Below are 22,874 nucleotides of genomic sequence, written 5' to 3' on the forward strand. Positions count from 1 at the left end.
AATTTAAGTCGATTACCTTCTTTTTAACTGTAATGCTTTGGAATGAATTAGTGCTGAATTAAAATTAATCAGTTTTTGTAAACCCCCTTTACAAGATATTAATTAAAAAAAGCAACAATTAATCTTGATTAGTAATAACCGATGAATACTACCGGAAAAATACCGCAATTTATCGTGATAATGTTGCAACTTTGTTTTTAGTTTGCGATGTTACGGTTGCAAACTAATTACAGGATAAACAATGAAAAAAGCAGTTCTCAAATTGAGTGCTTTGGTATTGCCTTTAGCAGTATCTTCAGCTGTTATGGCGTCATCTGTTGAGCAAACTAAAGGCTCATTCGTTGACAAGTTCCGTCAGCTAGATGAAGCACTTCCAACTCCAAACGTATACCGTAGTGCGGCCGGTGAGCCTGCTGAAAATTATTGGCAACAGCAAGTAAACTACGACATCGATGTAAAGCTAGATGAAAAGAAACGTCGCTTAACAGCAAGCCAAACTATCGAATACAAAAATAACTCGCCGCACACCTTAAAGTATCTTTGGTTACAGCTAGACCAAAATATCTTTAAATCTGACTCAATTGCTGAAATGACATCTACTTTCAATGGTAAAACATTGCAAGGTGATCCTCAGCCAAAATCAACTAAATTGAGCTTAGGTCAGTTACGTCGTCAGCAATTTATGGCCGACAACGAGCTGGGTTATCAAATCGCCAATGTTAAAGACGAAGACGGAAAAGAGCTTAAAGTTACTGTAGTAGATACCTTAATGCGTATCGACTTAAACGAGCCGCTTAAACCGGGAAAAGACGTTGAGTTCAGCATGGACTTCGCCTTTAACATTGTTGAAGAAGACGCGGTTGGTGCACGTTCAGGTTATGAACACTTTGAAGAAGATGGTAACGATATCTTCTTATTAGCGCAATGGTTCCCTCGTCTTGCTGCATACACTGATTATGAAGCGTGGACTAACAAAGCTTTCTTAGGCAGCGGTGAGTTCACACTTGAGTTTGGTGATTACGATGTAGAAATTACAGTACCTGCTGACCATATCGTATCGGCAACGGGTCAACTTGATAACCCAAGCAGCGTTCTGACTAGCACACAGCGTAAGCGTCTTGAACAAGCTGAAGATGCTAAGCGCCCTGTTTTCATCGTGACTGAAGAAGAAGCGTTAGAAAACGAAAAAGAAGGCACAAACAAAACGAAAACATGGCACTTTAAAGCTGAAAATGTACGTGACTTTGCGTGGGCTTCTTCACGTAAGTTTATGTGGGATGCAAAAGGCTACCATCAAGGCGGTAAAGATCAGCCGTTAGTAATGGCTATGTCTTTTTACCCTAAAGAAGGTGGTGACCTTTGGAAGAAGTACTCTACTGAGTCAGTAGTTCATACAATGGAAGTGTATTCACGCTTCTCGTTTGACTACCCTTACCCAGTTGCTCAATCTGTAAATGGCCCTGTAGGCGGTATGGAATACCCTATGATCACCTTCAATGGCCCGCGTACAGATCTACAAGAAGATGGAACTCGTACCTACTCGCAAGCAGAAAAACGCTTCTTGATCGGTGTGGTTATCCATGAAATTGGCCACATTTACTTTCCTATGATCGTCAATTCTGATGAACGTCAATGGACGTGGATGGATGAAGGCCTTAACAGCTTCTTAGATGGTGTTGCTGGTCGCGAATGGGATCACACTATTCCTTGGGGTGTTGAGCCTCGCGACATCGTTGAGTACATGAAGTCTGAAAACCAAGTGCCTGTTATGACACAGTCAGACAGCGTATTACGTTTAGGCCCTAATGCTTATACTAAGCCTGCTGCTGCACTTAACATTTTACGTGAAGTGATCCTTGGCCGTGAGCTATTCGACTTTGCATTCAAAGAATATGCACAGCGTTGGAAATACAAGCGCCCTACTCCTGCTGATTTCTTCCGCACTATGGAAGAAGCGTCAGGTGTTGACCTTGATTGGTTCTGGCGTGGTTGGTTCTACACCACAGATCACGTTGATATCTCGCTAGACAAGGTTTACCAACTTCGTTTAGATACCAAAAATCCTGATATCGACTTTAATCGTTTACGTGATATCGAAGCTGACAAGCCAATGCCGTTATTCGTAAAACGTAATAAAGAAGAAGGTAAAAAACTGTGGGTTGAAGAAAACCCAGATGTAACTGACTTCTACGACGAAAACGACCGTTTCACAGTAACTAACAAAGAGCGTAACGCGTATAACAAATTCCTTAAAGGATTAGAGCCTTGGGAGCGTAAAACGTTTGAGCGTGCAATCAAAGAAGATAAAAACTACTACGTACTTGAGTTCTCAAACTTAGGTGGTTTAGTCATGCCTATCTTATTAGAGCTTACTTATGAAGATGGTACGAAAGAAGAGCAGTACATTCCGGCTGAAATCTGGCGTCGTAACCACAAGCATGTACAAAAGCTAATTGTTACAGAAAAAGGTAAAAACCTAGTGTCTGTTACAGTGGACCCTCGCTGGGAAACAGCGGATGTTGATGTAGAAAACAATAACTACCCTCGTCGTATTATTCCATCACGTATTGAAGTGTACAAACGTGAGAAGAGTAAAGCGAAAGTCAGCCGCGATATCATGCAAGATATTAAAACTGAGCTGAAAAAAGACGACGAAAATGATGCCCAGGAGCAACAATAATGCGCTTTATAGCCATTATTTTTGCTTTATTACTGAGTGCGCCAACCATGGCGCACCAGTTAAAAGCGTCTGTGACTACCGTGTTATTTAACAAACGCACCAACAATATTGAGCTGATGCATCGTTTTTATTTACATGATACAGAGCACGCCGTTGAATATTTGTTTGACGGCAATGCTGATATTTTATCAAATAAAGAAGATCAGAAGCGTTTTGCAGATTATGTTGAGTCACATATTGCTCTACAAACTTTAGATGGCAAGCCGCTTGAGCTTAAAGATGTGGGTGCGCAAGTTGATGGTAAATTCTTTTGGGTTTATCAAGAAGTCATGATCCCTGAGGGAATTCATGGTATTCGAATGAGCAACGGAGCACTTCGCGACCTATGGCCAACACAAGTGAATATGGTAAATATTGAGGGTAAAGGTAAGGTAAAAACGCTGACCTTTAGCCAAGATGATACTTGGCTTGAAGCTAGATTTGAACCGGTCAATCCAGAGTAATAGCAGTCCTAAAGGATTAAAAAAGTTACTTTTTTAATCCTTTGATCCTTTAATAAACCCATTTCGTAAACTATCTTATTAATGGGCATCAACATTTTCCCACTTCTCATATACAGGGATTTATATGACTATCCATGACAACAATATCCGTGGCGTAATTTTTGACTTAGATGGTACTTTGGTTTCATCGGAGTTGGATTTTTCACTGATCAAAGCACAGGTAGGCTGTCCGCTTGATAATGACTTACTTGCTTACATTGCTTCGTTACCTTCGCCTTACATGCGTGAAGAAGCGATGAATATTGTTCATCAGCATGAACTTATTGATGCGCAGCATGCGCATTTATTGCCAGGCGTTGCTGAGGCAATTACGAGGCTGAAAGAAAATAACATCCCGATGGCGATTGTGACTCGCAACTACGACCGTGCAGCTGCCATTAAATTAAAGAATAATCCCTTACCAATAGAAACCGTGCTGACTCGCTCTGATGCGCCTGCTAAGCCTGATCCAAGTGCTTTAAATGCGATTGCGACATTATGGGAGCTTGATCAGTCTGAGTTACTTTATGTCGGCGATTATTTATTTGATATACAAGCAGCTCACAATGCCAACATGCGTGCTTGCTTGTACGCGCCAGATGAAATTCCTGAATATGCGAATCAGGCCGATTATGTAATGCATCATTTTTCAGAATTGCCTACTTTGGTTGACTCTTTTCAAGAAAATAAAGTGTTATGTTAAATAGCTTTGTTTTTTATTTTTCCTGAGATTTATTGTTAGTTTTTTATTTTTCAAAATGCCCTAGTACTAGCCCAAGCGGTCATGAGTTGCTAAAATATCGGCAATTATCAAATGTATTCATAGAGGCATAAGATGGGCAGAGCATTTGAAGTCCGCAAAAACGCCATGGCTAAAACAGCCAATGCAAAAACTAAAGTAAATTCTAAGTACGGTAAAGAAATCTACGTTGTTGCTAAAAATGGCGAACCAGATCCAGAAGTAAACCAAGCGCTAAAACGTATTATTGAGCGTGCAAAAAAAGACCAAGTTCCAGCACACGTAATCGATAATGCAATCAAAAAAGCAGCCGGTGGAGCAGGGGAAGACTACTCTCCAGCACGTTACGAAGGCTATGGCCCGGGTAACTGTATGGTTATTGTGGACTGTTTAACTGATAACCCTAACCGTACTATTAAAGATGTACGTTTACCGTTCACTAAAACAGATTCAAAAATTGGTACACCGGGCTGTGTAGCGCATATGTTCGACCACTTAGCTGTTTTAGGCTTTGAAGGCGATGACGACGAAGTTGTACTTGAAGCACTAATGATGGCTGATGTAGACGTAACAGATGTAGAAGTAGAAGACGGCAAAGTATCTGTATTCGCTCCACATACTGAGTACTACAAAGCAAAAACAGCTCTTGAAGAAGCATTTGAAGGTATCAACTTTGAAGTAGACGAAATCACGTTTGTTCCACAAGTTCATACTGACATCACTGATCCAGATGATATCGCAAACTTTGAAAAGTTTATTTCTATGCTTGATGACTGTGATGACGTGCAAAACGTTTATCACAATGCGATTGTTAAAAACTAATTTTTAAAAAATTAGTACGTATTAGTACGTATTAGTACGTAAAAAGGGGCATTTGGTAACAAATGCCCCTTTTTTAATAGATTTTCATTATGCCATGAATGGTGGCTATTCACTGTCGTTATGAGTTTATACCAATACGCTTAATTTAGTGGTCTATTTTGAGGCAATAAAACCTCGTTGATAACAAGGCAAAAGTTTCGTTATTTAGTTGTTCTAAATCAGAAATTTTTAACGCAGGTAGCGACAGGTTTAATCCCTCAAAATAATTAAGTATTATTGCGGATTGGTATCAGTTGATATTAGCAAAAAAAAGCAGCCCTAGGGCTGCTATGAACGACACATGAAACTCGAAGGGGAGTTGTGTAGTGGCTAATTTAACGACTTATACTTTATACGGAACGCATGCAATAATGGTTCAGTATAGCCACTAGGTTGTTTAATTCCCTCTAATACAAGGGCTAATGCAGCTTGATAAGCAACACTTTGTGCTAAAGTTTCGGCTGAATCAGCCATATTATTGTAGGCCGGATCACCTTCATTTTGACCATCAACAACTTTCGCCATACGTGCCATGGTTTTTCTAATTTGCTCTTCAGAACAAACGCCATGATACAGCCAGTTGGCCATGTGCTGGCTTGAAATACGCAGTGTGGCACGGTCTTCCATTAAACCGACATGGTTGATGTCTGGTACTTTTGAGCAACCAATACCTTGGTCAATCCAACGCACAACATAACCTAAAATACCCTGAGCGTTGTTATCAAGTTCGGCTTGAATATCTTCTTTGCTTAAGCTGCTGGCATCTTTCATAAGCGGCGGAGTGAGTAAGCTGGTAAGGCTTGCTTCTTTGCGGTCCATAAGTGCTTTTTGGCAGGCAAATACATCAATATCATGATAATGCATGGCATGCAGTGTTGCAGCAGTAGGAGAGGGCACCCACGCGGTATTTGCACCACTTTTCGGGTGACCACTTTTTTGTTCCATCATTAACGCCATTTTATCTGGCATTGGCCACATACCCTTACCAATCTGTGCTTTACCACTAAGGCCAGTTGCAAGACCAATATCTACGTTGCGATCTTCGTATGCGCTGATCCAAGGTTCAAGCTTAATAGCGCCTTTTGGCAGTACTACACCTGCTTGCATTGAAGTATGAATTTCGTCACCAGTGCGGTCTAAGAAGCCGGTATTGATGAATACAACACGCTTTTTAGCTTCGAAAATACAGGCTTTTAAGTTAGCTGAAGTACGACGCTCTTCATCCATAATACCCATTTTAATGGTGTTTGTAGGCAAGCCTAACAGCTGCTCAACGCGGGTAAACAGGGTATTAGTGAAGGCAACTTCTTCTGGACCATGCATTTTTGGCTTAACAATATTAATACTATTAGCCGTTGAATTTTTAAGGCTACCTGTACCTTTTAAGTCATGAAGTGCAGCGGTGCTAGTGATAATGGCATCCATAATGCCTTCAAACACGTCATTGCCTTCACTATCTTGGATAGCTGGATTAGTCATTAAGTGGCCAACATTACGCACAAACATCATGCTGCGGCCTTTTAGCGTGATTGTTTCGCCATTGACACCTTGATATTGGCGATCTTCTGCTAAACGGCGTTCAATGGTTTTACCTTCTTTGTTAAATGCTTCTACTAGGTTTCCTTGCATTAAACCAAGCCAGTTTTGATAGACGTTTACTTTGTCTTCGGCATCAACGGCAGCAACGGAATCTTCACAGTCCATAATCGTTGTAAGGGCTGCTTCTAGTAGTACATCTTTAAGGCCTGCTTTATCTGCTTGGCCTATTGGGTGATGATGGTCTATTTGTAGCTCAATATGTAAGCCATTATTTTTCAATAAGATAGCGCTTGGATTTTGCGCTTCACCTTGGTAACCAATAAGTTGTTCAGGGTTTGCTAGGCGAACCTGACTACTATCACGTAATGTGATTAAAAGCTCATTATTAACCACTGCATAGCTGGTGCTTTCGATGTGTGAGCCGTTTGCTAAAGGCAGTGCTTTATCCAGAAACTGGCGAGCATAAGCCATGACTTTAAAGCCACGCACAGGGTTGTATGTAGAGCCTTTCTCAGCGCCGTCGTCTTCACTTAATACATCTGTGCCGTATAGCGCATCATACAGTGAGCCCCAGCGCGCATTTGCGGCGTTTAAGGCAAAGCGTGCATTACTCACTGGCACAACAAGCTGCGGCCCTGCAGTGCTTGCGATTTCAGGCTCTACTTGCTCTGTTTCTATGCTGAAGCTAGCTGGCTCAGGAACGAGGTAGCCTATGTCTTCAAGGAATGCTTGATAGTTAGCCGCATCCCATACCGGCTGCTGTTTATGGTAGTCATCAATCTTTGCTTGTAGTTGTTCGCGTTTTTCTAAAAGCGCACGATTGATAGGTGTTAGTTCGTTGACGATATCAGCAAAACCTTGCCAAAAAGTGTCTGTGCTAATGCCTGTTCCTGGTAAAAGTTGCTGTTCAACAAACTGTGCAAGTTGTTGAGCAACGCTTAAACCGTTAAGTGAGAGAGTGGTCATAATAATGTCCTTTAAACGAGCTTAAATTGATCATTCATGGCTCAACCATATCGTAAAAAAGGCTAATAAGCAGGTTATTTGTCATTCACTAAAAATATAGTGGCAATAACAACTATAAATTTACTAAATCCCAAAAATCCGCCTAATGTTGAATTAAGCGCTACGAAGCAAACGCCAAGTAGCCACTCTCACTAACAAAAAATAGATAACCCGTTCGAAGGATTTTTATTATGACAACATATCAACGCGAAACCGATAACTTAGCTACCTTATGTCAAACACAAGGCAAAACGTGGCAGTCAATCAACCCAGAATACGCTAGCCGTATGCGCTTACAAAACCGTTTTCGTACGGGTCTAGACATTGCTCAATACACTGCAGACATTATGCGTGCAGACATGGCAGCTTATGATGCTGACCACAGCCAATACACACAATCATTAGGTTGTTGGCATGGTTTTACTGCACAGCAAATGATGATGGCAATTAAACGTCATAACAAAACAACTAAACGCAGCTATGTATACCTAAGTGGCTGGATGGTAGCGGCACTTCGCTCTGAGTTTGGTCCATTACCTGACCAAAGTATGCATGAAAAAACATCTGTTCCAGCGCTAATCGAAGAAATCTACACTTTCTTAAAGCAAGCTGATGCACGTGAACTTGACCACCTTTACAAAGACCTAGACGAAGCGAAAGCAAACGGCGGTGACGTTCAAGCAGTACTAAATAAAATCGATAACTTCGAAAGCCATGTTGTGCCAATTATTGCTGATATCGATGCGGGTTTCGGTAACGAAGAAGCAACTTACCTACTTGCTAAAAAGATGATTGAAGCGGGTGCATGTGCTATCCAAATCGAGAACCAAGTATCTGACGCAAAACAATGTGGTCACCAAGCTGGTAAAGTAACTGTACCGCATGAAGATTTCTTAGCAAAAATTAACGCAGTTCGTTACGCATTCTTAGAGCTTGGCATTGATAACGGTATTATTGTTGCTCGCACAGACTCATTAGGTGCAAGTCTTACTCAAAAAGTGCCTGTATCTAAAACACCTGGCGACCTTGCTAGCCAATACACGTCGTTCCTTGAAACAACACCTGTAAACAGTGTGGATGACTTAAATGAAGGCGACACAGCAATGAAGCTGAATGGTCAGCTTTGCAAACCAACACGTTTAGATAATGGTTTATACCAGTTCCGTGAAGGTACAGAGAAAGACCGCGTAGTTCTTGATTGTGTAACTAGCTTACAATCAGGCGCAGACTTACTGTGGATTGAAACAGAAAAGCCAAACGTTAAACAAATCGCTGAGCTTGTTAACCGCGTTAAAGAGCAAGTACCCAATGCTAAGCTGGTATACAACAACTCACCATCGTTCAACTGGACACTTAAATTCCGTGAGCAAGTTTATGCTGAATGGCAAGAACAAGGTAAAGACTTATCAGCTTACCCAAGCATCGATGACAATAAGGCATTAATGGCGCCAGAAATGGATGACACAGAGCTTGCAGCGGCAGCAGACGTACTTGTGCAAAACTTCCAAAAAGATGGTGCACGTGAAGCGGGTATCTTCCACCACCTAATCACGCTACCAACTTACCATACAGCGGCGCTAAGCACTGATATTCTATCAGAAGGCTATTTCGGCGACCTAGGAATGCTGGCGTATGTTCGCGACGTACAACGTCAAGAAATCCGCCGTGAACAAGCATCAGTGAAACACCAAGACCTAGCAGGTTCTAACATTGGTGATACTCATAAAGAGTACTTCTCTGGTGAAAATGCGCTTAAAGCCGGTGGTGAAGCAAATACCATGAACCAGTTCTAACCAAGTTGTAATGTAGTTTCTTTTATAGCTATTCAATAATGTTGTTAGGGGCCTTCGGGCCCTTTTTCACATTTTAGCCGTCAGCTTTCAGCCGTCAGCCATCAGACTCGCATTTCTCACCTCGCATCTCGCAACCCGTATCTCGCATCTCGAACCTCGCACCTCGCACCTCGTATCTCGTAGTTCGGATCACTCTTTAACCAAGTCTTGGATCAGCCATTTACTAGCTTTATAAAAATACAGATCACGCATTTACCAGCGTTAGAATTTTAGATCAGTATTTAACTACCTCCGCCGTATAAGCCTTAATTTAGGGCCTATTGCCTTATTACAGCCTATAGAATGGTTAAAATTGGCTCATATAAATGGTAATTTAATGTTGTTTTGTAGAATCTAGCGATTTACAAACCGATTTTTTATTAACTCACTCAAGCCATAAACCGATTTTTTACCAACTCAACACCCTTACAAACCAAAATTTTACTAACTGAAGCTAGGTTTCTAGCGGCACAAACCGATTTTTTACTAACTCAAGTTACTGATTTTGGCTATAAACCGATTTTTTACTAACTGCTTTTGGATTAATGTCCGATATTTGAGAAATGTATGTAAGGAGTTACTCATATTTTGACTGTAAAGGGGGTTTACAGAAAAGAGAGCTGTCAGCTTTCAGCCGTCAGCTATCAGATTGAAATTCAAAAGTTAGAAAAAAGCAGCGGGTTTATCCCGCGTTATGGTTTATATATGGCGCGGCATAAAGCCGCACCTAAACTATTGCTCGCAACCCGCAACTACTTACTATGTTTATCAAACCACCATTGAATATAGGCGACTTTGGTCATCAGGTTTGATGGGCGCGCGGTAATACCATGTGAGGCATTAGGAATACGCACCATCGCTGTATCAACACCTTGTAGCTTTAACGCTTGGTAAAATTGCTCGGTTTCAGAAATCGGCGTGCGATAGTCTGATTCACCAGTTAACAGCATAGTGGGTGTTTTTACATTGCCCACATAGCTAATTGGAGAGCGCTTCATATAATGCTCAATATTGTCCCATGGTTTACCTGGGAACCAATAGTCAGCAAAGAAAGGGTAGAAGTCAGCAGTTAGTACAAAGCTGATCCAATTGATTACAGGTTTAGCAACAACAGCGGCTGCAAAGCGGTCTGTATGACCTACAATCCATGCAGTTAAAACACCGCCACCTGAACCGCCGGTGACAAACAACTTACTCTCATCAATAAAGCCTTTATTTATGACAGCATCAACACCTGTCATTAAGTCATCAAAGTCATTACTTGGGTAGTTATGATGAATTGTTTGCGCAAACTCTTTACCGTATGAGTCACTGCCGCGCGGGTTCATATATAGCACAACATTACCTTTGGCTGCGTATAATTGAACTTCAGGGCTAAAGTGAGGGCCGTAGTTTGCAACAGGACCGCCGTGGATTTCTAAAACAAGTGGATACTTTTTGTTTTTATCAAAGCCCGGCGGGTAAGCAATCCAACCTTGAATAGCCAAGCCATCGTGGTTTGATTTAACCCAAATTTCTTCAACCTTAGCTAGCTCTTTGTCGCCCAGCGCATCTTCGTTTAATTGTGTTAAACGTGCCGTTTTACCACGCTTAATTAATGCTACATCAGCTGGACGCTGGGTATCTGCAAGTGTGAATGCAACTTCACCATCTTCGCTCACATCAAAGTCACCACCTGAATATGGGCGACCAAAGGCGACACTACCAATCTGTGAGGTAATCACCTTATGTTTACCACTACGCGGCTGATAAGCTAGGTGTGTTTTACCTTCACTATCGTAGCTAAAATAAAGACCTCTGCCGCTATCATCCCATTTAATATCTTCGACACTACGGTCTAAATCAGCAGTGAGTACCGAGGTTTTACCTGATTTTAAATCAAGTAAATAAATGTCGTTATTTTCATAGTTAGTTTTTTTGTCGTCGTAACCTGTGTATGCTAGATAACGACCATTTGGCGAGACTTTAGGGCGTGAATCGGGGCCTTTACGGTCTGTTATTTGGGTAATTGAACGATCCGCTAAGCTAAGTTTATATATTTCAGATTCAGTTGGGTGTAATTCATTGTCTTCATAGCGATTAGCCGAAAAATAAAACGCATCGCCTTGTTCGTTAAAGCTAATAGCACCACCATGATCAAAATCACCAGAACTCAATTGACGTGCATTGCCGCCCGTTGCACTGATGATAAAAAAGTGACGATAACCTTTTTCAGAGTAGCCACCGCCATCGGCACGGTAATAGGTATCGTCAATATATTTAGCTGGCTCAGCCCACTTAGCGCCTTCTGGCTTGCCCGGTAAAGACACTGGGCTTGCTGATTTTGCTGGCACAAACTGACTAAACACTAATTGTTTACCATCTGGCGTCCAAGTTAATCCGCCAGGGCTTTGCGTTAGGTTACTAATTTTTGCTACGTTACCGGTTTTTAACCATTTTACATAGATTTGGCTGCTACCATCTCGGGTAGAAATAAACGCTAAACGAGTTTCATCTGGTGACAACACCGGAGAGTAATCCATATGCACGCCAGATGTTAGCGGTAGCATGGTTTTACCATCTGGGTTTACTGACCAAATATTACTGACTTTACGGTCGCTTTTGATATCCATGCGATTACGCACAAAGTAAATTGTATCGCCATTTTTTGTCATTTCTATTTGGTTGGCGTATTCAAGATCAAAAACATTTTCAAGTTGAAAGGTATTGCTAGCTCCTGCATGGCTGTAAAAGCTGGCTGCTGCAAGCAGTGCTAAAGACGTTTTAAACTTCATTTTATTTCCTTGTTAGTGAGCAGAAATTAGGGCGTGTTAACCTGTTATAAAGTAACAACCATCAGAAATATAGTCCATTGCGATGAATGGAGAAATCAATAGACAGATGGTCATTTCCCTTTTATGTTGAGTACAGACACTTTTAAACGTAAGGAGCACACAATGATAGGTTACACCATGTTAGGCACTAACAACCTAGCTAAAGCAGTAAAGTATTACGATGAATTGTTCGCCACTTTAAACGCCGAGCGCTTTTTAGAAACTGACCGCTTTGTCGCATGGAGCACTGGTCAAGATAAGCCCGGTTTTGCTATTACCAAACCTTATAACGATGAAAAAGCCACTGTAGGTAACGGCACTATGATTGCTCTGGCAGTCGAAACCCCAGCCCAAGTAGATGCCTTTTATAAAAAAGCCATAGAACTAGGTGGCACAGACGAAGGCGCCCCCGGTCCACGTGAAATGCCCGGCTTTTATGCGGGATACTTTAGAGACTTAGACGGTAACAAACTTAATGTGTTTTGTTTTACGCATGGGTGAGGGGAGTGAGCGAGGGAAAGTGAGCTGTAAGCTTTCAGCCGTCAGCTATCAGATTGAAAGTTAACAGGCGCTAGGCTCTAGGAAACAGGGCCTAGCTTAGGTAGCTTTATGCCGCGTAACTCTCAACTTTACTTTGGCGCTATGCTTACATGGAACGCCAGTAACATCGCATACCTACCGGCTCTTCGCGCGAAATAAATTTCACGCCTACAAGAAAATTGCAGGGTAATCTTAAGCTGTGATTAGGAAGTTGTTGTTCGGCGCTAAAGCACCTCCTACCTCGCATCTCGCACCTCGAATCTCGTACTTCGCACCTCGAATCTCGTACTTCGCATCTCGTCCCTCGCACCTAAAAAACACTCATCACTCCAAAGTTGTATTTATTTGGGGGAAATAGTTGTCTTTTTCACTATTTATTGGTGGAAATATCAACTATGCTTTTGCGTAAATACTTCATTGTATTGATTTATATGAGGTTATATTGTTGGTTCGATAATTGCTCCAGACTTTTTACCAACACTTTTAAAGGAAATAAAAATGAAAAATACACTAACGCTTACCCTTCTCGCTGTACTGCTTTTGGTTCTGTATTCACAGTTCACAGAATTAGCCTATAAATTTGGTTTTGCTGAGCTCAAACTAAATGCGGTTTTGGAAAACAGTGAACATATGAAAGTAAAGTGTGATGCATACTCACTAGGCTTTTTTGATGAAATAAAACTTCAAAATAAATTTCAAAAATGCATCAATTATTATGAAGCTGAAGGCTACGAAATCGTGAGCAGAACAGACCAATAATCGTTTTGAGTAAGCGCCATGCTCGCATGGCGCGCCGCTGCATCGCACAGCTGCCAGCGCTTCGCGCGAAATAAATTTCACGCCTACAAAAACTGATGGCTGACGGCTGAAAGCTGACAGCTAGTTCCCCTACCAACTTCCGCTTATTTTCATTACACTGCGCCAATACAAAAATAATTATAAAATTGAGAATAATCATGACGTCGAAACTTTTTAAACCTCTTGCTTGTGTATTTGCACTGAGCCTTGTGGGCTGTGGTGGAGGTGAGGTGTTTACTGCACCTGCAAGTAGTGAATTTGCCCATGGCAATGAGTTACTAAATGCCACGGCGCTTAGTGAGGATGCCAGTCACGCGTTAGTGGCAACCCAATCTGAGGTGTGCGTTTGGGATAATCAGATAAAAGCGCGTCTATACGATTGTATAACAGGGCAGGGCGCTGAACATGTTGAGCTTGTGGGCTTTAGCGCTAACAAATCTCGTTTTTTCATTTCAAATCGATTATCGGTGACTTTATACGATACTCGCACTGGGCGTAGTATTGGTACTTGGCTCACCGGGCAAGAAATCGCAAGAGACATCGCTATTTCAGCCGTAGGCGATACGTTGGTTATCGCTTATCGTAGCGGCAAGGCTGAGGTAATAAATACTCGCACAGGTGATACTAAGCGTTTTGATATTCATCGCTTAGATATTAATAGCGTGGCGTTATCGGCTGATGGTCAGTGGGCGTTTACCGGCTCGAGCGACAAGTACGTAAAGCTTTGGTCAACGAGCGATGGCAGCACTCGTTTTGAAGAGCGTTTAGCGACCAGAGTGAATCACGTTACTTTAAATAAAACAGCAAGCTTGGGCTTTGCAATTGACTCGGTTGATGATCGTGTATTCTTTGATTTAGCCAAGAAAAAAGAACTATCAGAAGTGGCCTCATACTCTAACTTTATTGAATTCACCGCATCGCAATTTATTAATCAAGATAAATGGCTATTAACGGGCTCGCCAAAAATGAAGATGCGTTTATATCGCGTTGCAGATGGTGAACTAATCGCTGAATACGAAGCTAAACAACAGCGCCAGCGAACGTCGGTTCTGAGTGTGGCTTACGATGGTAAGCAACTATATTCAGAAACCAGTGACGGCCTCTTGCAAGCTTGGCCTTATAAAGCAAATAAAAGCTAAAACAAAAACGCCTACTTGCAGTAGGCGTTTGTTTTTGAGTGCGATTAAATTAGTAATCAAACTTATGCTTGGTAAACAAGCTTTGCACTTGTTGCCAAACTGCACCAGGCTTACCATCGCCAACTAACTTGCCATTTACTTTTACAACTGGGCCAACTTCTTTAGTGGCGCTGGTGATCCATACTTCGTCGGCATCAAGTAACTCGTCTTTACTAATAATGCGCTCTTGCACGTTAAAGTCACTGTAACTGTGAAGAATATTGAGGATTAACCAGCGGGTGATCCCCGGTAAAATTTGGTTATCAAGTGGTGGCGTACTGATCACACCATCTTTAACAATAAACACGTTACTTGAACTAGCTTCGGTTATTTCTTCTAAGCGGTTAAAAAGAATGGTTTCTTTGTTGCCCGCTGCTGCACCGTGCTGGTAATGTATCACGTTGCCAAGCAGTGCCGTTGATTTAATATGGCAACGTTGCCAGCGACGGTCTTGCTCAAGTGATACGGTGTAAGTTGTTGCATTGTCGATATCGCCTTTTGGCTCTGCCGGAATTTCAAAAGCAAACGCGAATACGGTCGGGGTAATATTAGTTGGGTAACCGTGGGCACGTTTAGTATCAGCGCCACGGCTCACGTGTAAATAAATCCCTAGATTATCACCTAGGTTTTTCTCGCATAAATCATTACAGATTTTACGCCACGTATCGGCACTGTAATCGAGCTTAATTTCAAGTTCGTTTAAACCGTTATTCATACGCTCAATATGTGCGCCAAAGCCAAGCATTTTGCCTTGGTATGATGGGATCACTTCATAGATGCCATCGCCAAATAAGAAGCCGCGATCCATGGGTGAAATCTTTGCTTCATCAGCGCCAAGGTATTCACCGTTTAGGTATACCGTGCCCATTGTTAAACCTCATTCTCTGTCGTAAAGCCGCCAAGTTGGCGAAGCCGAGTTATTAATTGTTGACCATGCATTGCATGCAGGCCGTCTTCGGTGAGCTCATTTTTATGGGTGACGCCATCGACACTACCGCGCTCACTTAGGTAATGTAAAATGTTGAGTGGCTCAATATCAGCCAACAAATCAGTGTTATGCCAGCGACTTAAAAAGGCAATGAGTCCGTATGCTGCCCAGTTAGATACATCGGCGAGTAACAGCTCATCACAGGTTGTTAAACAAGGAGTGATGTTTAGCGCTTGCATATGCTGTGCAAGGTTACCCATGCCTATTTCGTTACCGCCATCACCAATCGCTATGGTGGGGCAAGGTGCTTCTGTCACAAAAAAATCAAAGCAGCCGCAATGCTCCGAAATATCAATACCGCGCATATTATAATAACGCTGATGCTCGTTAAGCCCCGGGCGTTCTATTGATAAAACACACTCAGGTTTTAGCTGCGCAAGGGCTTTAATGCTAAAAGTGTGTGCATTATCAATGCTATTTATAGGTAGCTCAAAACAGTTAAAGTCATTTTTCAGGGCACTGTAAAGGGGGTTGCCAGTAACCAAAATAGGCTGTTTACCAAGCTTTTCGAGTACCTTGTAAAGTGCAATTGCACCAACCGGACCATCAGTCTCGAAGGTATTGTTGACCGCAAAGCCCGTACCTATCAACACAGTACCTTGTACTTTATAAAGGTATTTTGCTGCGCGTAAATACGTACCCGTTAGTTGTTTTGCGTATAAATGCTGCATACCACGTGGGTTTTGTTCAACCATCATGGTTTCTATGTGTTGGCTGAGCGCAGCGTCGCTTAGGCTTGCTGACATAGTGCTTTGATCTCTTGAATGAGTGCAATACCCGCTTCATTATCGCCATGTACACACAGGCTATCGGCATTAAGTGCCAGCTGCTGACCACTTCGCGTTGTAACTGTGCCATGTGCAACTAACTGTTTTACCTGTGCCATTAGCGCCGCTTTGTCGTGTACGCTGCCCGCTAAAGAACGTGCAACAAGTTTACCTTCGTCTGTGTATTGACGGTCGGCAAAGGCTTCTAAAATGAGTTCTAGTTGCAGATCGTTGGCTTGTACTTTGTGTTTGGCAGCTTGGTTGGTAGCTAAAATCATTAATTTTAATGGTTTTGCATAACTTGCCACTGCGCGCATGACAATATTCAGCGTTTGCTCGTCACTCATCATGTCGTTATACAGTGCGCCATGTGGCTTAACGTATTCGAGCGTTAAACCATGCACTGCAGCCATACCGTCAATTGCAGCAATTTGATAATGCAGGCAATTGGTCAGCTCTTTTTCGCTCATAACCATTGAGCGGCGACCAAAACCTTGCTTATCTGGGTAACTTGGGTGCGCGCCAACCATTACTTTGTGCTGCTTGGCTAGGGCTAGGGTGTTTGCCATCACATCGGCATCGCCAGCATGAAAGCCACAAGCAATATTTGCCATATCAATATGTGGCATAACTTGCTCATCTAAGCCCATTTTCCACATGCCATAGCTTTCACCAAGGTCGCAGTTTAATTTCATCGTCATTTATAACGCTGCCATTTTACTATTTGGAATATCAGTGATCAGCATGTGTCCTGGACTATGCGTGATACAAAAATCAGGAGCCGCGTTGGCAATCGCGACTTGTGGAGTAACACCACAGGCCCAAAATACGGGCACTTCGCCTTCTTTAATGGTCACCGCATCGCCAAACTCAGGTTTGTTAATATCTTTAATGCCAATTGCAGCAGGGTCGCCAAAATGCACTGGCGCACCATGTACATTTGGAAAGCGGCTGCAAATTTGGATAGCGCGAATGGCATCGGCAGGTTTCATCGGGCGCATACTCACAACCATATTGGCGTGAAAAATTCCCGCACTCTGACACGCCATATTAGTCACATACATAGGCACATTCTTTTGCTCGCTGATGTTTCTGATTTCAAGACCTGCGGCAATCAGCGCTTCTTCAAATGAGAACGAGCAACCAATTAAAAAGGTGACTAAATCGTCGCGCCAGTGACGGGTAATATCGGTTACTTCTTCAACCATTTGGCCATGTTTGAAGACGCGGTAACGAGGTAAATCGCTACGAATATCAATGTCTTCACCAACACTTGGCATATCGGCAACGCCCGGTAAGCGACTAGAGGCAATAATTGGGCACGATTTTGGGTTTGCTTGACTAAACTGCAAAAAATCAAACGCGTACTGTTTGGGTAAAATGACTAAATTAGCCTGCACAAAGCCCGGTGCAAAGCCCGATGTATTACCACTGTAATCTCCTGCGCGAACCATTTTTCGTATAGCTGCGGGAGTGGTTAATGATGCATTTTTTTGCATATACCGATCCTTACCAAATGCTTAACTGATAGTTTTACAATAACACTCAGTTCAGATCATTAATAGTAACGGGTAGCTGTCCTTTTGCAGGAGCTTTTCCTAGTAATACTTTTGCCAGTGCTGTGAAAGCTGGCCCTGCAATTTTCTCATCAGTATCTACATCAATATTGTAAGCATAAGTAGCAAGTACAGCATCGCTAAATTTCCCGAATTGGGCAATATCGTAAGGGGCACGTAAGCTTACAAATATAGTCTTCTTATGGGCTAATTTTGCTTGTTTTAGCAATGACTCTAATGCCGCAGATTGGTCGGCTTTAGCAATTGCAAACTCCGGGTTGTCAGCTAAGTCATCCATCCCGCCGACTTCAACAGCACTTTGTTTTGGTGACGCATTGGCGGCAATGATTATATCCGCTTCGTTAATTTCTTTTAATGTTGCAAGCGGCTCATAACCTTGCAAACTTGTGCAGCTAAAGCTGATTAACTTATCGGTGTTGTCAATTAACGCCTGCTGCAGAGCATAGCATTTACGGGTATCTGGCATAATAATATGCACTTTGCTGCCCGATTTAATGCTAAGCGGTAAGGTGTTTTTCTCGTTTTTCACTTCAGTGATAGCAGCTAATGCTAATTCGGCTTCTACTTTTCTATGGCTTTGATCACCGAGTAAAAGCTGCGCTTTTTTGATGGCTGCTTTGTCATCAAGCAACGAAGTGAGCTTAAACTTTTCTTTAAGTTTTAAAATGCGTGTAGCAGAAGCACTCATTTCGTTGGCATTTAACGTGCCGCGTTGTACTTCTTGTTCTAATCGCTCAATCAGGGCTTCAAGCACAGCTAAGTCTTTAGGGCTTCTGATTTCGATTGGCATCAGGGCAATATCAACACCCGCTGCAAAGGTATTTACGACCGCTTCAATTGGTTCAAAAAAGTGGCTGACCCCCGCCATATCAAGAGCATCTGTGATCACCACACCTTGATAACCAAGTTCGTCACGTAATAAGTCGGTGATGATTTTGCGCGACATCGTTGCAGGTTTGATCATGGTTTTGCCTTCTTTACTGACAAACGTGCTGTCGTCGAGGGCGGGGTATTGGATATGTGCAGTCATGATCATACCCGGTTGTTGGTTTTTAATAATTTCTTTAAAAGGGGGTAAGTCTTGCTGCCAAATGGTTTCTTTATCATGCATTACTTTTGGCAGACCTGTGTGGCTATCTACATTGGTATCGCCATGCCCCGGAAAGTGCTTTAACGATGAAATAACGCCGTTGTTTTCAAACCCAGCTACTTGGGCACCACCTAGTTTTGCAACCAATTGCGGATCTTCACCGTAAGAGCGCACGTTAATAACTGGGTTATCTGGGTTCATGTTTACATCAACCGTGGGTGCATAGTTAACATTAACACCCAGTGCCAATAGCTCGTCGGCAATTATGCGTGCAGATTCAGTTGCGAAGTGGGTACCATGTTCTTTATAGGTTGCGCCAATCGACATGTTACCGGTAAACGACGTACCAACATCACGAGGAATTCGGGCTACTCGGCCACCTTCTTGGTCTATCGAAATAAATAGCGGTAAGCCTAACTCTGACTTAGTAGCGGCTTTTTGTAAGTCATTATTAAGTTTGATCACTTGCGGCACGGAATCGATATTTTCTGCAAATAAAATCACCCCACCAATGTTATGTTTAGTGATGATATTTGCTAAATCAGCCGGCAGCTCTGTCACCGGTGTACGGCATTTTTGCTCACCCGGGTCTTGCTCGCAGTAATAACGTAGGTCTAGCATGAGCTTTTGCCCTAACTGTTGTTTTAAAGTTAATGCAGACTCAGCAAATGATGATTGTAATGGCATGAAACATCCTAATCCGATAACCAGTGACGATAGTGCAAACTTATTTAACACAGCAAGCTCCAAAGCAAAACGCTTATTTAGTTTTTAGAATAAATTATTCTTGATGTTAATGGGTTTTTAAATATAAATACAGTATTATTTTGCTACCCTAACGGTTTTTGAGTCCGACTGCAAAAAGCTAAGTTAGATCACCAAATAGGGCTAATAAGCTTAAATAACCAAACCTTTATACTGATGAAAAGCGTGGCGAGTTGATAATTTATCAATTTAATGGGTCGCTTTTTAGTACAATTTAAAGTAATAATATATTCCATAATCATCAGCGTAAATATGACAAGCCTGGGGGCGAGATGGCTTTAACTCGATTGCACGCATTTAAACAGCAAATTAAACCTTTTTTACCAGAGTCTGCATTAATAGAAGATTACTCGCGCCGTTATGCGTACGGGACAGACGCCAGCTTTTATCGATTAATCCCTGAGTTAATTGTATTAGTGAGCAATCAAAATCAAGCACGACAAGTGATCATTGCTGCCAACGAGCAACACGTACCCATCACATTTCGCGCCGCCGGAACGAGTTTATCTGGGCAAGCAATTACCGATTCGGTATTGGTTTTGTTGTGCGATAGTTGGAGCAAGTTTGAAATCCTTGATGACGCCGAGGCAATACGGTTACAACCGGCGATCATTGGTGCTCGAGTAAATCAAGTATTAGCTCCGTTTGGTAAAAAAATTGGCCCTGATCCCGCCTCAATTAATAGCTGCAAAATAGCAGGGATGGCGGCAAATAATTCATCAGGCATGTGTTGTGGAGTGGCGCAAAACAGCTACCACACAGTAAAAGATATGACCCTCATTTTTGCCGATGGCACAGTGCTTAATACGGCTGATTGCCAAAGCTGTAATGACTTTTTGCAAAGCCATAGCCCTTGGGTTGATGAGCTAATGAGCCTTGTTGAGAGCGTAAAGCAAAACCCCGATTTGAGTGAGCGCATCGCCCATAAATACCGTTTAAAAAATACCACGGGTTATGGTTTAAATGCGCTGCTGGATTTTTCTGATCCAATCGAAATCATTAAGCACTTAATTATCGGCTCTGAAGGTACGTTAGCTTTTATCGCCGATATCACTTACCACACCGTGGTTGAGCATCAGTACAAACACACAGGTTTCTTTATTTTTGACGATATCAGTAAGGTGTGTGAGCTGGTACAAAGGCTGAGTGAACTTGATGTTGCGGCCGTTGAGCTGCTAGATAAACGTGCTCTGATGTCGGTGTCTGAGCATGCCATAATGCCAAAAGAAGTGGCCTGCTACCCTGAACAATCAGCAGCACTGTTAATTGAGTTAAGAGCTGAAAATGCACAGGCGCTTGATGCGTTCACAAAGGTCACCGAGCAACTTCTTGCTGAGTTTAAGCAAAGTCAACTGGCAGCGATTGAGTTTTCAGCAGACAGCGCCCGTAATGCGGCACTTTGGAATATCCGTAAAGGCACGTTTCCTGCGGTTGGCGCAGTGCGCGAAACTGGCACCACTGTAATTATTGAAGATGTTGCCTTTGCTCTTGATAAATTAGCTGAGGGCGTGAATGCGCTGCATCAATTGTTTATTAAATATGGTTATGATGAAGCCATTATTTTTGGCCATGCGCTTGCCGGAAATCTGCATTTTGTATTCACCCAAGCTTTTGATACACCTGAACAAGTAAGCCGATACGAGCAATTTATGGCTGATGTGGCGAACTTAGTGGCGGTTGAACTAAAAGGGTCATTAAAAGCTGAGCATGGCACTGGGCGTAACATGGCACCGTTTGTTGCTACTGAATGGGGAGACGATGGCTTCGCGGTGATGGTTGCGCTTAAAGCACTATTCGATAAACAAAATATTCTTAACCCAGGGGTTATTATTAATCACGACAAAAATGCCCACACTCAGCATTTAAAAGTCATGCCAAAAAGTGATGATATTATCGATACCTGTATTGAATGTGGTTTTTGCGAAGTTGTTTGCCCGTCAAAAGGGCTTAGCTTAACACCGAGGCAGCGTATTACTTTATGGCGACACCGCACCGAGTTACACAATCAATTGCTAACAACCGAAGATTTAGCAAGCAAGCAGAAGTTAAATCAAAAGCTCAGTGTTATCGAGGCCGACTTTAAATACTTAGGTATTGATTCATGCGCGGCAACGGGCCTTTGTGGCCTTAAATGCCCGGTGGGAATAAACACGGGCGAATTTATAAAATCGCTCAGAGCAGAGCAAGCCTCATCGAACAAAGTTGCGCGATCATTATCACGTTTTGCTAGCAAGCATTTTGCGGTTGTTGCTAAGGGTGCACGGTTTGGTTTAACTGTGATGCAGGTGCTCGAAAAAGCAATCGGCAGCAGTAACCTAAGAAGCCTAAGCAAGCCTGCCAATAAGTTGCTTGGTACACCGCTTTATTACTCGGCATGGCCAAGAGCTGAGCAACCAATTAATAAGCAATTCAAGCAGCTCCAACAAACGAAAAAGTTGGTGTATATGCCAAGCTGCGCCAGCCGGATTTTTGCCCCCGATAAGTTTGCGGATGATAAGCGCCCACTGCTAGATGTTATCTATTCACTCGCTGCCAAAGCAGGCTATGAAGTGCTACTTCCGCAACAAGTAGATTCACTTTGTTGCGGTATGCCATTTGCTAGTAAAGGCTTTAATGAAGAGTTTAAAAATAAAAGTAAGCAGTTACTTACTGAGCTCGAGGCGCTTTCAAATAATGGCCAATATCCCATTGTTTTTGATGCCAGCCCTTGTGCACTTACTACTCTTAATACCGCGCAAAATACGGCACTCACAATTTATGAAAGTGCTGATTTTGCAGCCCAACATTTACTGCCTAATTTGCAGGTAACCCCCGTGCAAGAGCCGGTGATGCTCCATGTTACTTGTAGTTCTAAGCGATTAGGTAAAGAGCAAAGCCTAGTATCACTTGCTAAGGCATGTAGTAATGAGGTGATTATTCCAGCTGATATTGAGTGTTGTGGTTTTGCAGGTGATAAGGGCTTTAACTTGCCAGAACTCAATGGCAATGCGTTAAAAACCCTTAAACAACACGTGCCAAAAAACTGTAGTCGGGGTGTGTCTAATAGCCGTAGTTGCGAAATTGGTTTAACTGAACACAGTGGCATTAGTTATCAGTCAATTTTGTATCTACTCGATAAGCAAAGCCATGCAATAAAACAGGCTTAATTGCTAATTTGATG

The 22,874-nt window shown here is 42.4% G+C and carries 16 protein-coding genes; 9 read left to right on the plus strand and 7 right to left on the minus strand.

The features are described from left to right. The first annotated feature begins 241 nt into the window (after window positions 1-241). The 4 genes from L1266_RS09685 to L1266_RS09700 all read left to right on the plus strand — a co-directional run bounded on the left by L1266_RS09685 (window position 242) and on the right by L1266_RS09700 (window position 4,783). The gene (locus L1266_RS09685) at window positions 242-2,680 is read left to right on the plus strand and encodes a M1 family metallopeptidase (RefSeq protein ID WP_054553377.1); all 2,439 of its coding nucleotides are present in this window, start codon (window positions 242-244) and stop codon (window positions 2,678-2,680) included. Further along, the gene (locus L1266_RS09690) at window positions 2,680-3,183 is read left to right on the plus strand and encodes a DUF6702 family protein (protein WP_054553378.1); all 504 of its coding nucleotides are present in this window, start codon (window positions 2,680-2,682) and stop codon (window positions 3,181-3,183) included. The genes L1266_RS09685 and L1266_RS09690 overlap by 1 nt, the downstream gene beginning before the upstream one ends. Before the next feature lie 124 nt (window positions 3,184-3,307). After that, complete coding sequence (locus L1266_RS09695; protein WP_054553379.1) at window positions 3,308-3,925, plus strand: HAD family hydrolase; 618 nt, start codon at window positions 3,308-3,310, stop codon at window positions 3,923-3,925. A gap of 132 nt (window positions 3,926-4,057) precedes the next feature. Further along, window positions 4,058-4,783: a YebC/PmpR family DNA-binding transcriptional regulator gene (locus tag L1266_RS09700; protein ID WP_054553380.1), complete on the plus strand. Its 726-nt coding sequence runs from the start codon at window positions 4,058-4,060 to the stop codon at window positions 4,781-4,783. A gap of 369 nt (window positions 4,784-5,152) precedes the next feature. On the opposite strand, the gene L1266_RS09705 is transcribed toward L1266_RS09700, so the two are convergent. Next, window positions 5,153-7,327, minus strand: a complete 2,175-nt coding sequence (locus L1266_RS09705) for a malate synthase G (protein ID WP_222938003.1) — start codon at window positions 7,325-7,327, stop codon at window positions 5,153-5,155. 230 nt (window positions 7,328-7,557) lie between these two features. Here L1266_RS09705 and L1266_RS09710 point away from each other — a divergent pair, with 230 nt between their 5' ends. After that, window positions 7,558-9,159, plus strand: a complete 1,602-nt coding sequence (locus L1266_RS09710) for an isocitrate lyase (protein WP_054563156.1) — start codon at window positions 7,558-7,560, stop codon at window positions 9,157-9,159. A 791-nt stretch (window positions 9,160-9,950) separates the two neighbouring features. Here L1266_RS09710 and L1266_RS09715 read toward each other — a convergent pair. Next, on the minus strand, window positions 9,951-11,972 hold the full coding sequence (locus L1266_RS09715; RefSeq protein ID WP_235377430.1) for a S9 family peptidase: 2,022 nt from the start codon (window positions 11,970-11,972) through the stop codon (window positions 9,951-9,953). A gap of 162 nt (window positions 11,973-12,134) precedes the next feature. Here L1266_RS09715 and L1266_RS09720 point away from each other — a divergent pair, with 162 nt between their 5' ends. The 3 genes from L1266_RS09720 (at window position 12,135) to L1266_RS09730 (ending at window position 14,488) form a co-directional block, all read left to right on the plus strand. Next, window positions 12,135-12,512 carry a VOC family protein gene (locus L1266_RS09720; RefSeq protein WP_054553384.1) on the plus strand — a complete coding sequence of 126 codons (378 nt, stop codon included), beginning with the start codon at window positions 12,135-12,137 and terminating at the stop codon, window positions 12,510-12,512. A 537-nt stretch (window positions 12,513-13,049) separates the two neighbouring features. Beyond that, window positions 13,050-13,310 (plus strand): hypothetical protein, encoded by a 261-nt coding sequence (locus L1266_RS09725; protein ID WP_235377431.1) that lies wholly within the window; start codon window positions 13,050-13,052, stop codon window positions 13,308-13,310. A 197-nt stretch (window positions 13,311-13,507) separates the two neighbouring features. Then, the gene (locus L1266_RS09730) at window positions 13,508-14,488 is read left to right on the plus strand and encodes a WD40 repeat domain-containing protein (protein ID WP_235377432.1); all 981 of its coding nucleotides are present in this window, start codon (window positions 13,508-13,510) and stop codon (window positions 14,486-14,488) included. A gap of 49 nt (window positions 14,489-14,537) precedes the next feature. Here L1266_RS09730 and L1266_RS09735 read toward each other — a convergent pair whose 3' ends face one another. From L1266_RS09735 to L1266_RS09755, 5 genes are read right to left on the minus strand one after another with little or no spacing between them, the layout of a single operon-like run. Further along, the gene (locus tag L1266_RS09735) at window positions 14,538-15,395 is read right to left on the minus strand and encodes an aminotransferase class IV (RefSeq protein WP_235377433.1); all 858 of its coding nucleotides are present in this window, start codon (window positions 15,393-15,395) and stop codon (window positions 14,538-14,540) included. A gap of 2 nt (window positions 15,396-15,397) precedes the next feature. Next, window positions 15,398-16,261, minus strand: a complete 864-nt coding sequence (locus L1266_RS09740; RefSeq protein ID WP_166338235.1) for a glutamate cyclase domain-containing protein — start codon at window positions 16,259-16,261, stop codon at window positions 15,398-15,400. Then, the gene (locus tag L1266_RS09745) at window positions 16,246-16,977 is read right to left on the minus strand and encodes a 5-oxoprolinase subunit PxpA (protein ID WP_138619034.1); all 732 of its coding nucleotides are present in this window, start codon (window positions 16,975-16,977) and stop codon (window positions 16,246-16,248) included. The genes L1266_RS09740 and L1266_RS09745 overlap by 16 nt, the downstream gene beginning before the upstream one ends. A 6-nt stretch (window positions 16,978-16,983) precedes the next feature. Next, entirely contained in the window at window positions 16,984-17,781 is a 798-nt protein-coding gene (locus tag L1266_RS09750) for a putative hydro-lyase (RefSeq protein WP_199528848.1), read from the minus strand. A gap of 46 nt (window positions 17,782-17,827) precedes the next feature. Next, window positions 17,828-19,636, minus strand: coding sequence for a glycoside hydrolase family 3 protein (locus L1266_RS09755; RefSeq protein ID WP_235377434.1), 1,809 nt, complete (start codon window positions 19,634-19,636; stop codon window positions 17,828-17,830). A gap of 350 nt (window positions 19,637-19,986) precedes the next feature. Between L1266_RS09755 and L1266_RS09760 the strand changes: the two genes are divergently transcribed. Beyond that, window positions 19,987-22,860, plus strand: coding sequence for an FAD-binding and (Fe-S)-binding domain-containing protein (locus L1266_RS09760; RefSeq protein WP_235377435.1), 2,874 nt, complete (start codon window positions 19,987-19,989; stop codon window positions 22,858-22,860). Window positions 22,861-22,874 lie beyond the last annotated feature (14 nt).

The organism is Pseudoalteromonas sp. Cn5-37, assembly GCF_021532495.1.
Classification (GTDB): domain Bacteria; phylum Pseudomonadota; class Gammaproteobacteria; order Enterobacterales; family Alteromonadaceae; genus Pseudoalteromonas; species Pseudoalteromonas simplex.

Excerpts from the sequence above, each read along its gene's own strand:
- L1266_RS09685 (WP_054553377.1), top strand. The coding sequence starts at position 242 with ATGAAAAAAGCAGTTCTCAAATTGAGTGCTTTGGTATTGCCTTTAGCA.
- L1266_RS09690 (WP_054553378.1), top strand. The coding sequence starts at position 2,680 with ATGCGCTTTATAGCCATTATTTTTGCTTTATTACTGAGTGCGCCAACC.
- L1266_RS09695 (WP_054553379.1), top strand. The coding sequence starts at position 3,308 with ATGACTATCCATGACAACAATATCCGTGGCGTAATTTTTGACTTAGAT.
- L1266_RS09700 (WP_054553380.1), top strand. The coding sequence starts at position 4,058 with ATGGGCAGAGCATTTGAAGTCCGCAAAAACGCCATGGCTAAAACAGCC.
- L1266_RS09705 (WP_222938003.1), bottom strand. The coding sequence starts at position 7,327 with ATGACCACTCTCTCACTTAACGGTTTAAGCGTTGCTCAACAACTTGCA.
- L1266_RS09710 (WP_054563156.1), top strand. The coding sequence starts at position 7,558 with ATGACAACATATCAACGCGAAACCGATAACTTAGCTACCTTATGTCAA.
- L1266_RS09715 (WP_235377430.1), bottom strand. The coding sequence starts at position 11,972 with ATGAAGTTTAAAACGTCTTTAGCACTGCTTGCAGCAGCCAGCTTTTAC.
- L1266_RS09720 (WP_054553384.1), top strand. The coding sequence starts at position 12,135 with ATGATAGGTTACACCATGTTAGGCACTAACAACCTAGCTAAAGCAGTA.
- L1266_RS09725 (WP_235377431.1), top strand. The coding sequence starts at position 13,050 with ATGAAAAATACACTAACGCTTACCCTTCTCGCTGTACTGCTTTTGGTT.
- L1266_RS09730 (WP_235377432.1), top strand. The coding sequence starts at position 13,508 with ATGACGTCGAAACTTTTTAAACCTCTTGCTTGTGTATTTGCACTGAGC.
- L1266_RS09735 (WP_235377433.1), bottom strand. The coding sequence starts at position 15,395 with ATGGGCACGGTATACCTAAACGGTGAATACCTTGGCGCTGATGAAGCA.
- L1266_RS09740 (WP_166338235.1), bottom strand. The coding sequence starts at position 16,261 with ATGTCAGCAAGCCTAAGCGACGCTGCGCTCAGCCAACACATAGAAACC.
- L1266_RS09745 (WP_138619034.1), bottom strand. The coding sequence starts at position 16,977 with ATGAAATTAAACTGCGACCTTGGTGAAAGCTATGGCATGTGGAAAATG.
- L1266_RS09750 (WP_199528848.1), bottom strand. The coding sequence starts at position 17,781 with ATGCAAAAAAATGCATCATTAACCACTCCCGCAGCTATACGAAAAATG.
- L1266_RS09755 (WP_235377434.1), bottom strand. The coding sequence starts at position 19,636 with ATGCCATTACAATCATCATTTGCTGAGTCTGCATTAACTTTAAAACAA.
- L1266_RS09760 (WP_235377435.1), top strand. The coding sequence starts at position 19,987 with ATGGCTTTAACTCGATTGCACGCATTTAAACAGCAAATTAAACCTTTT.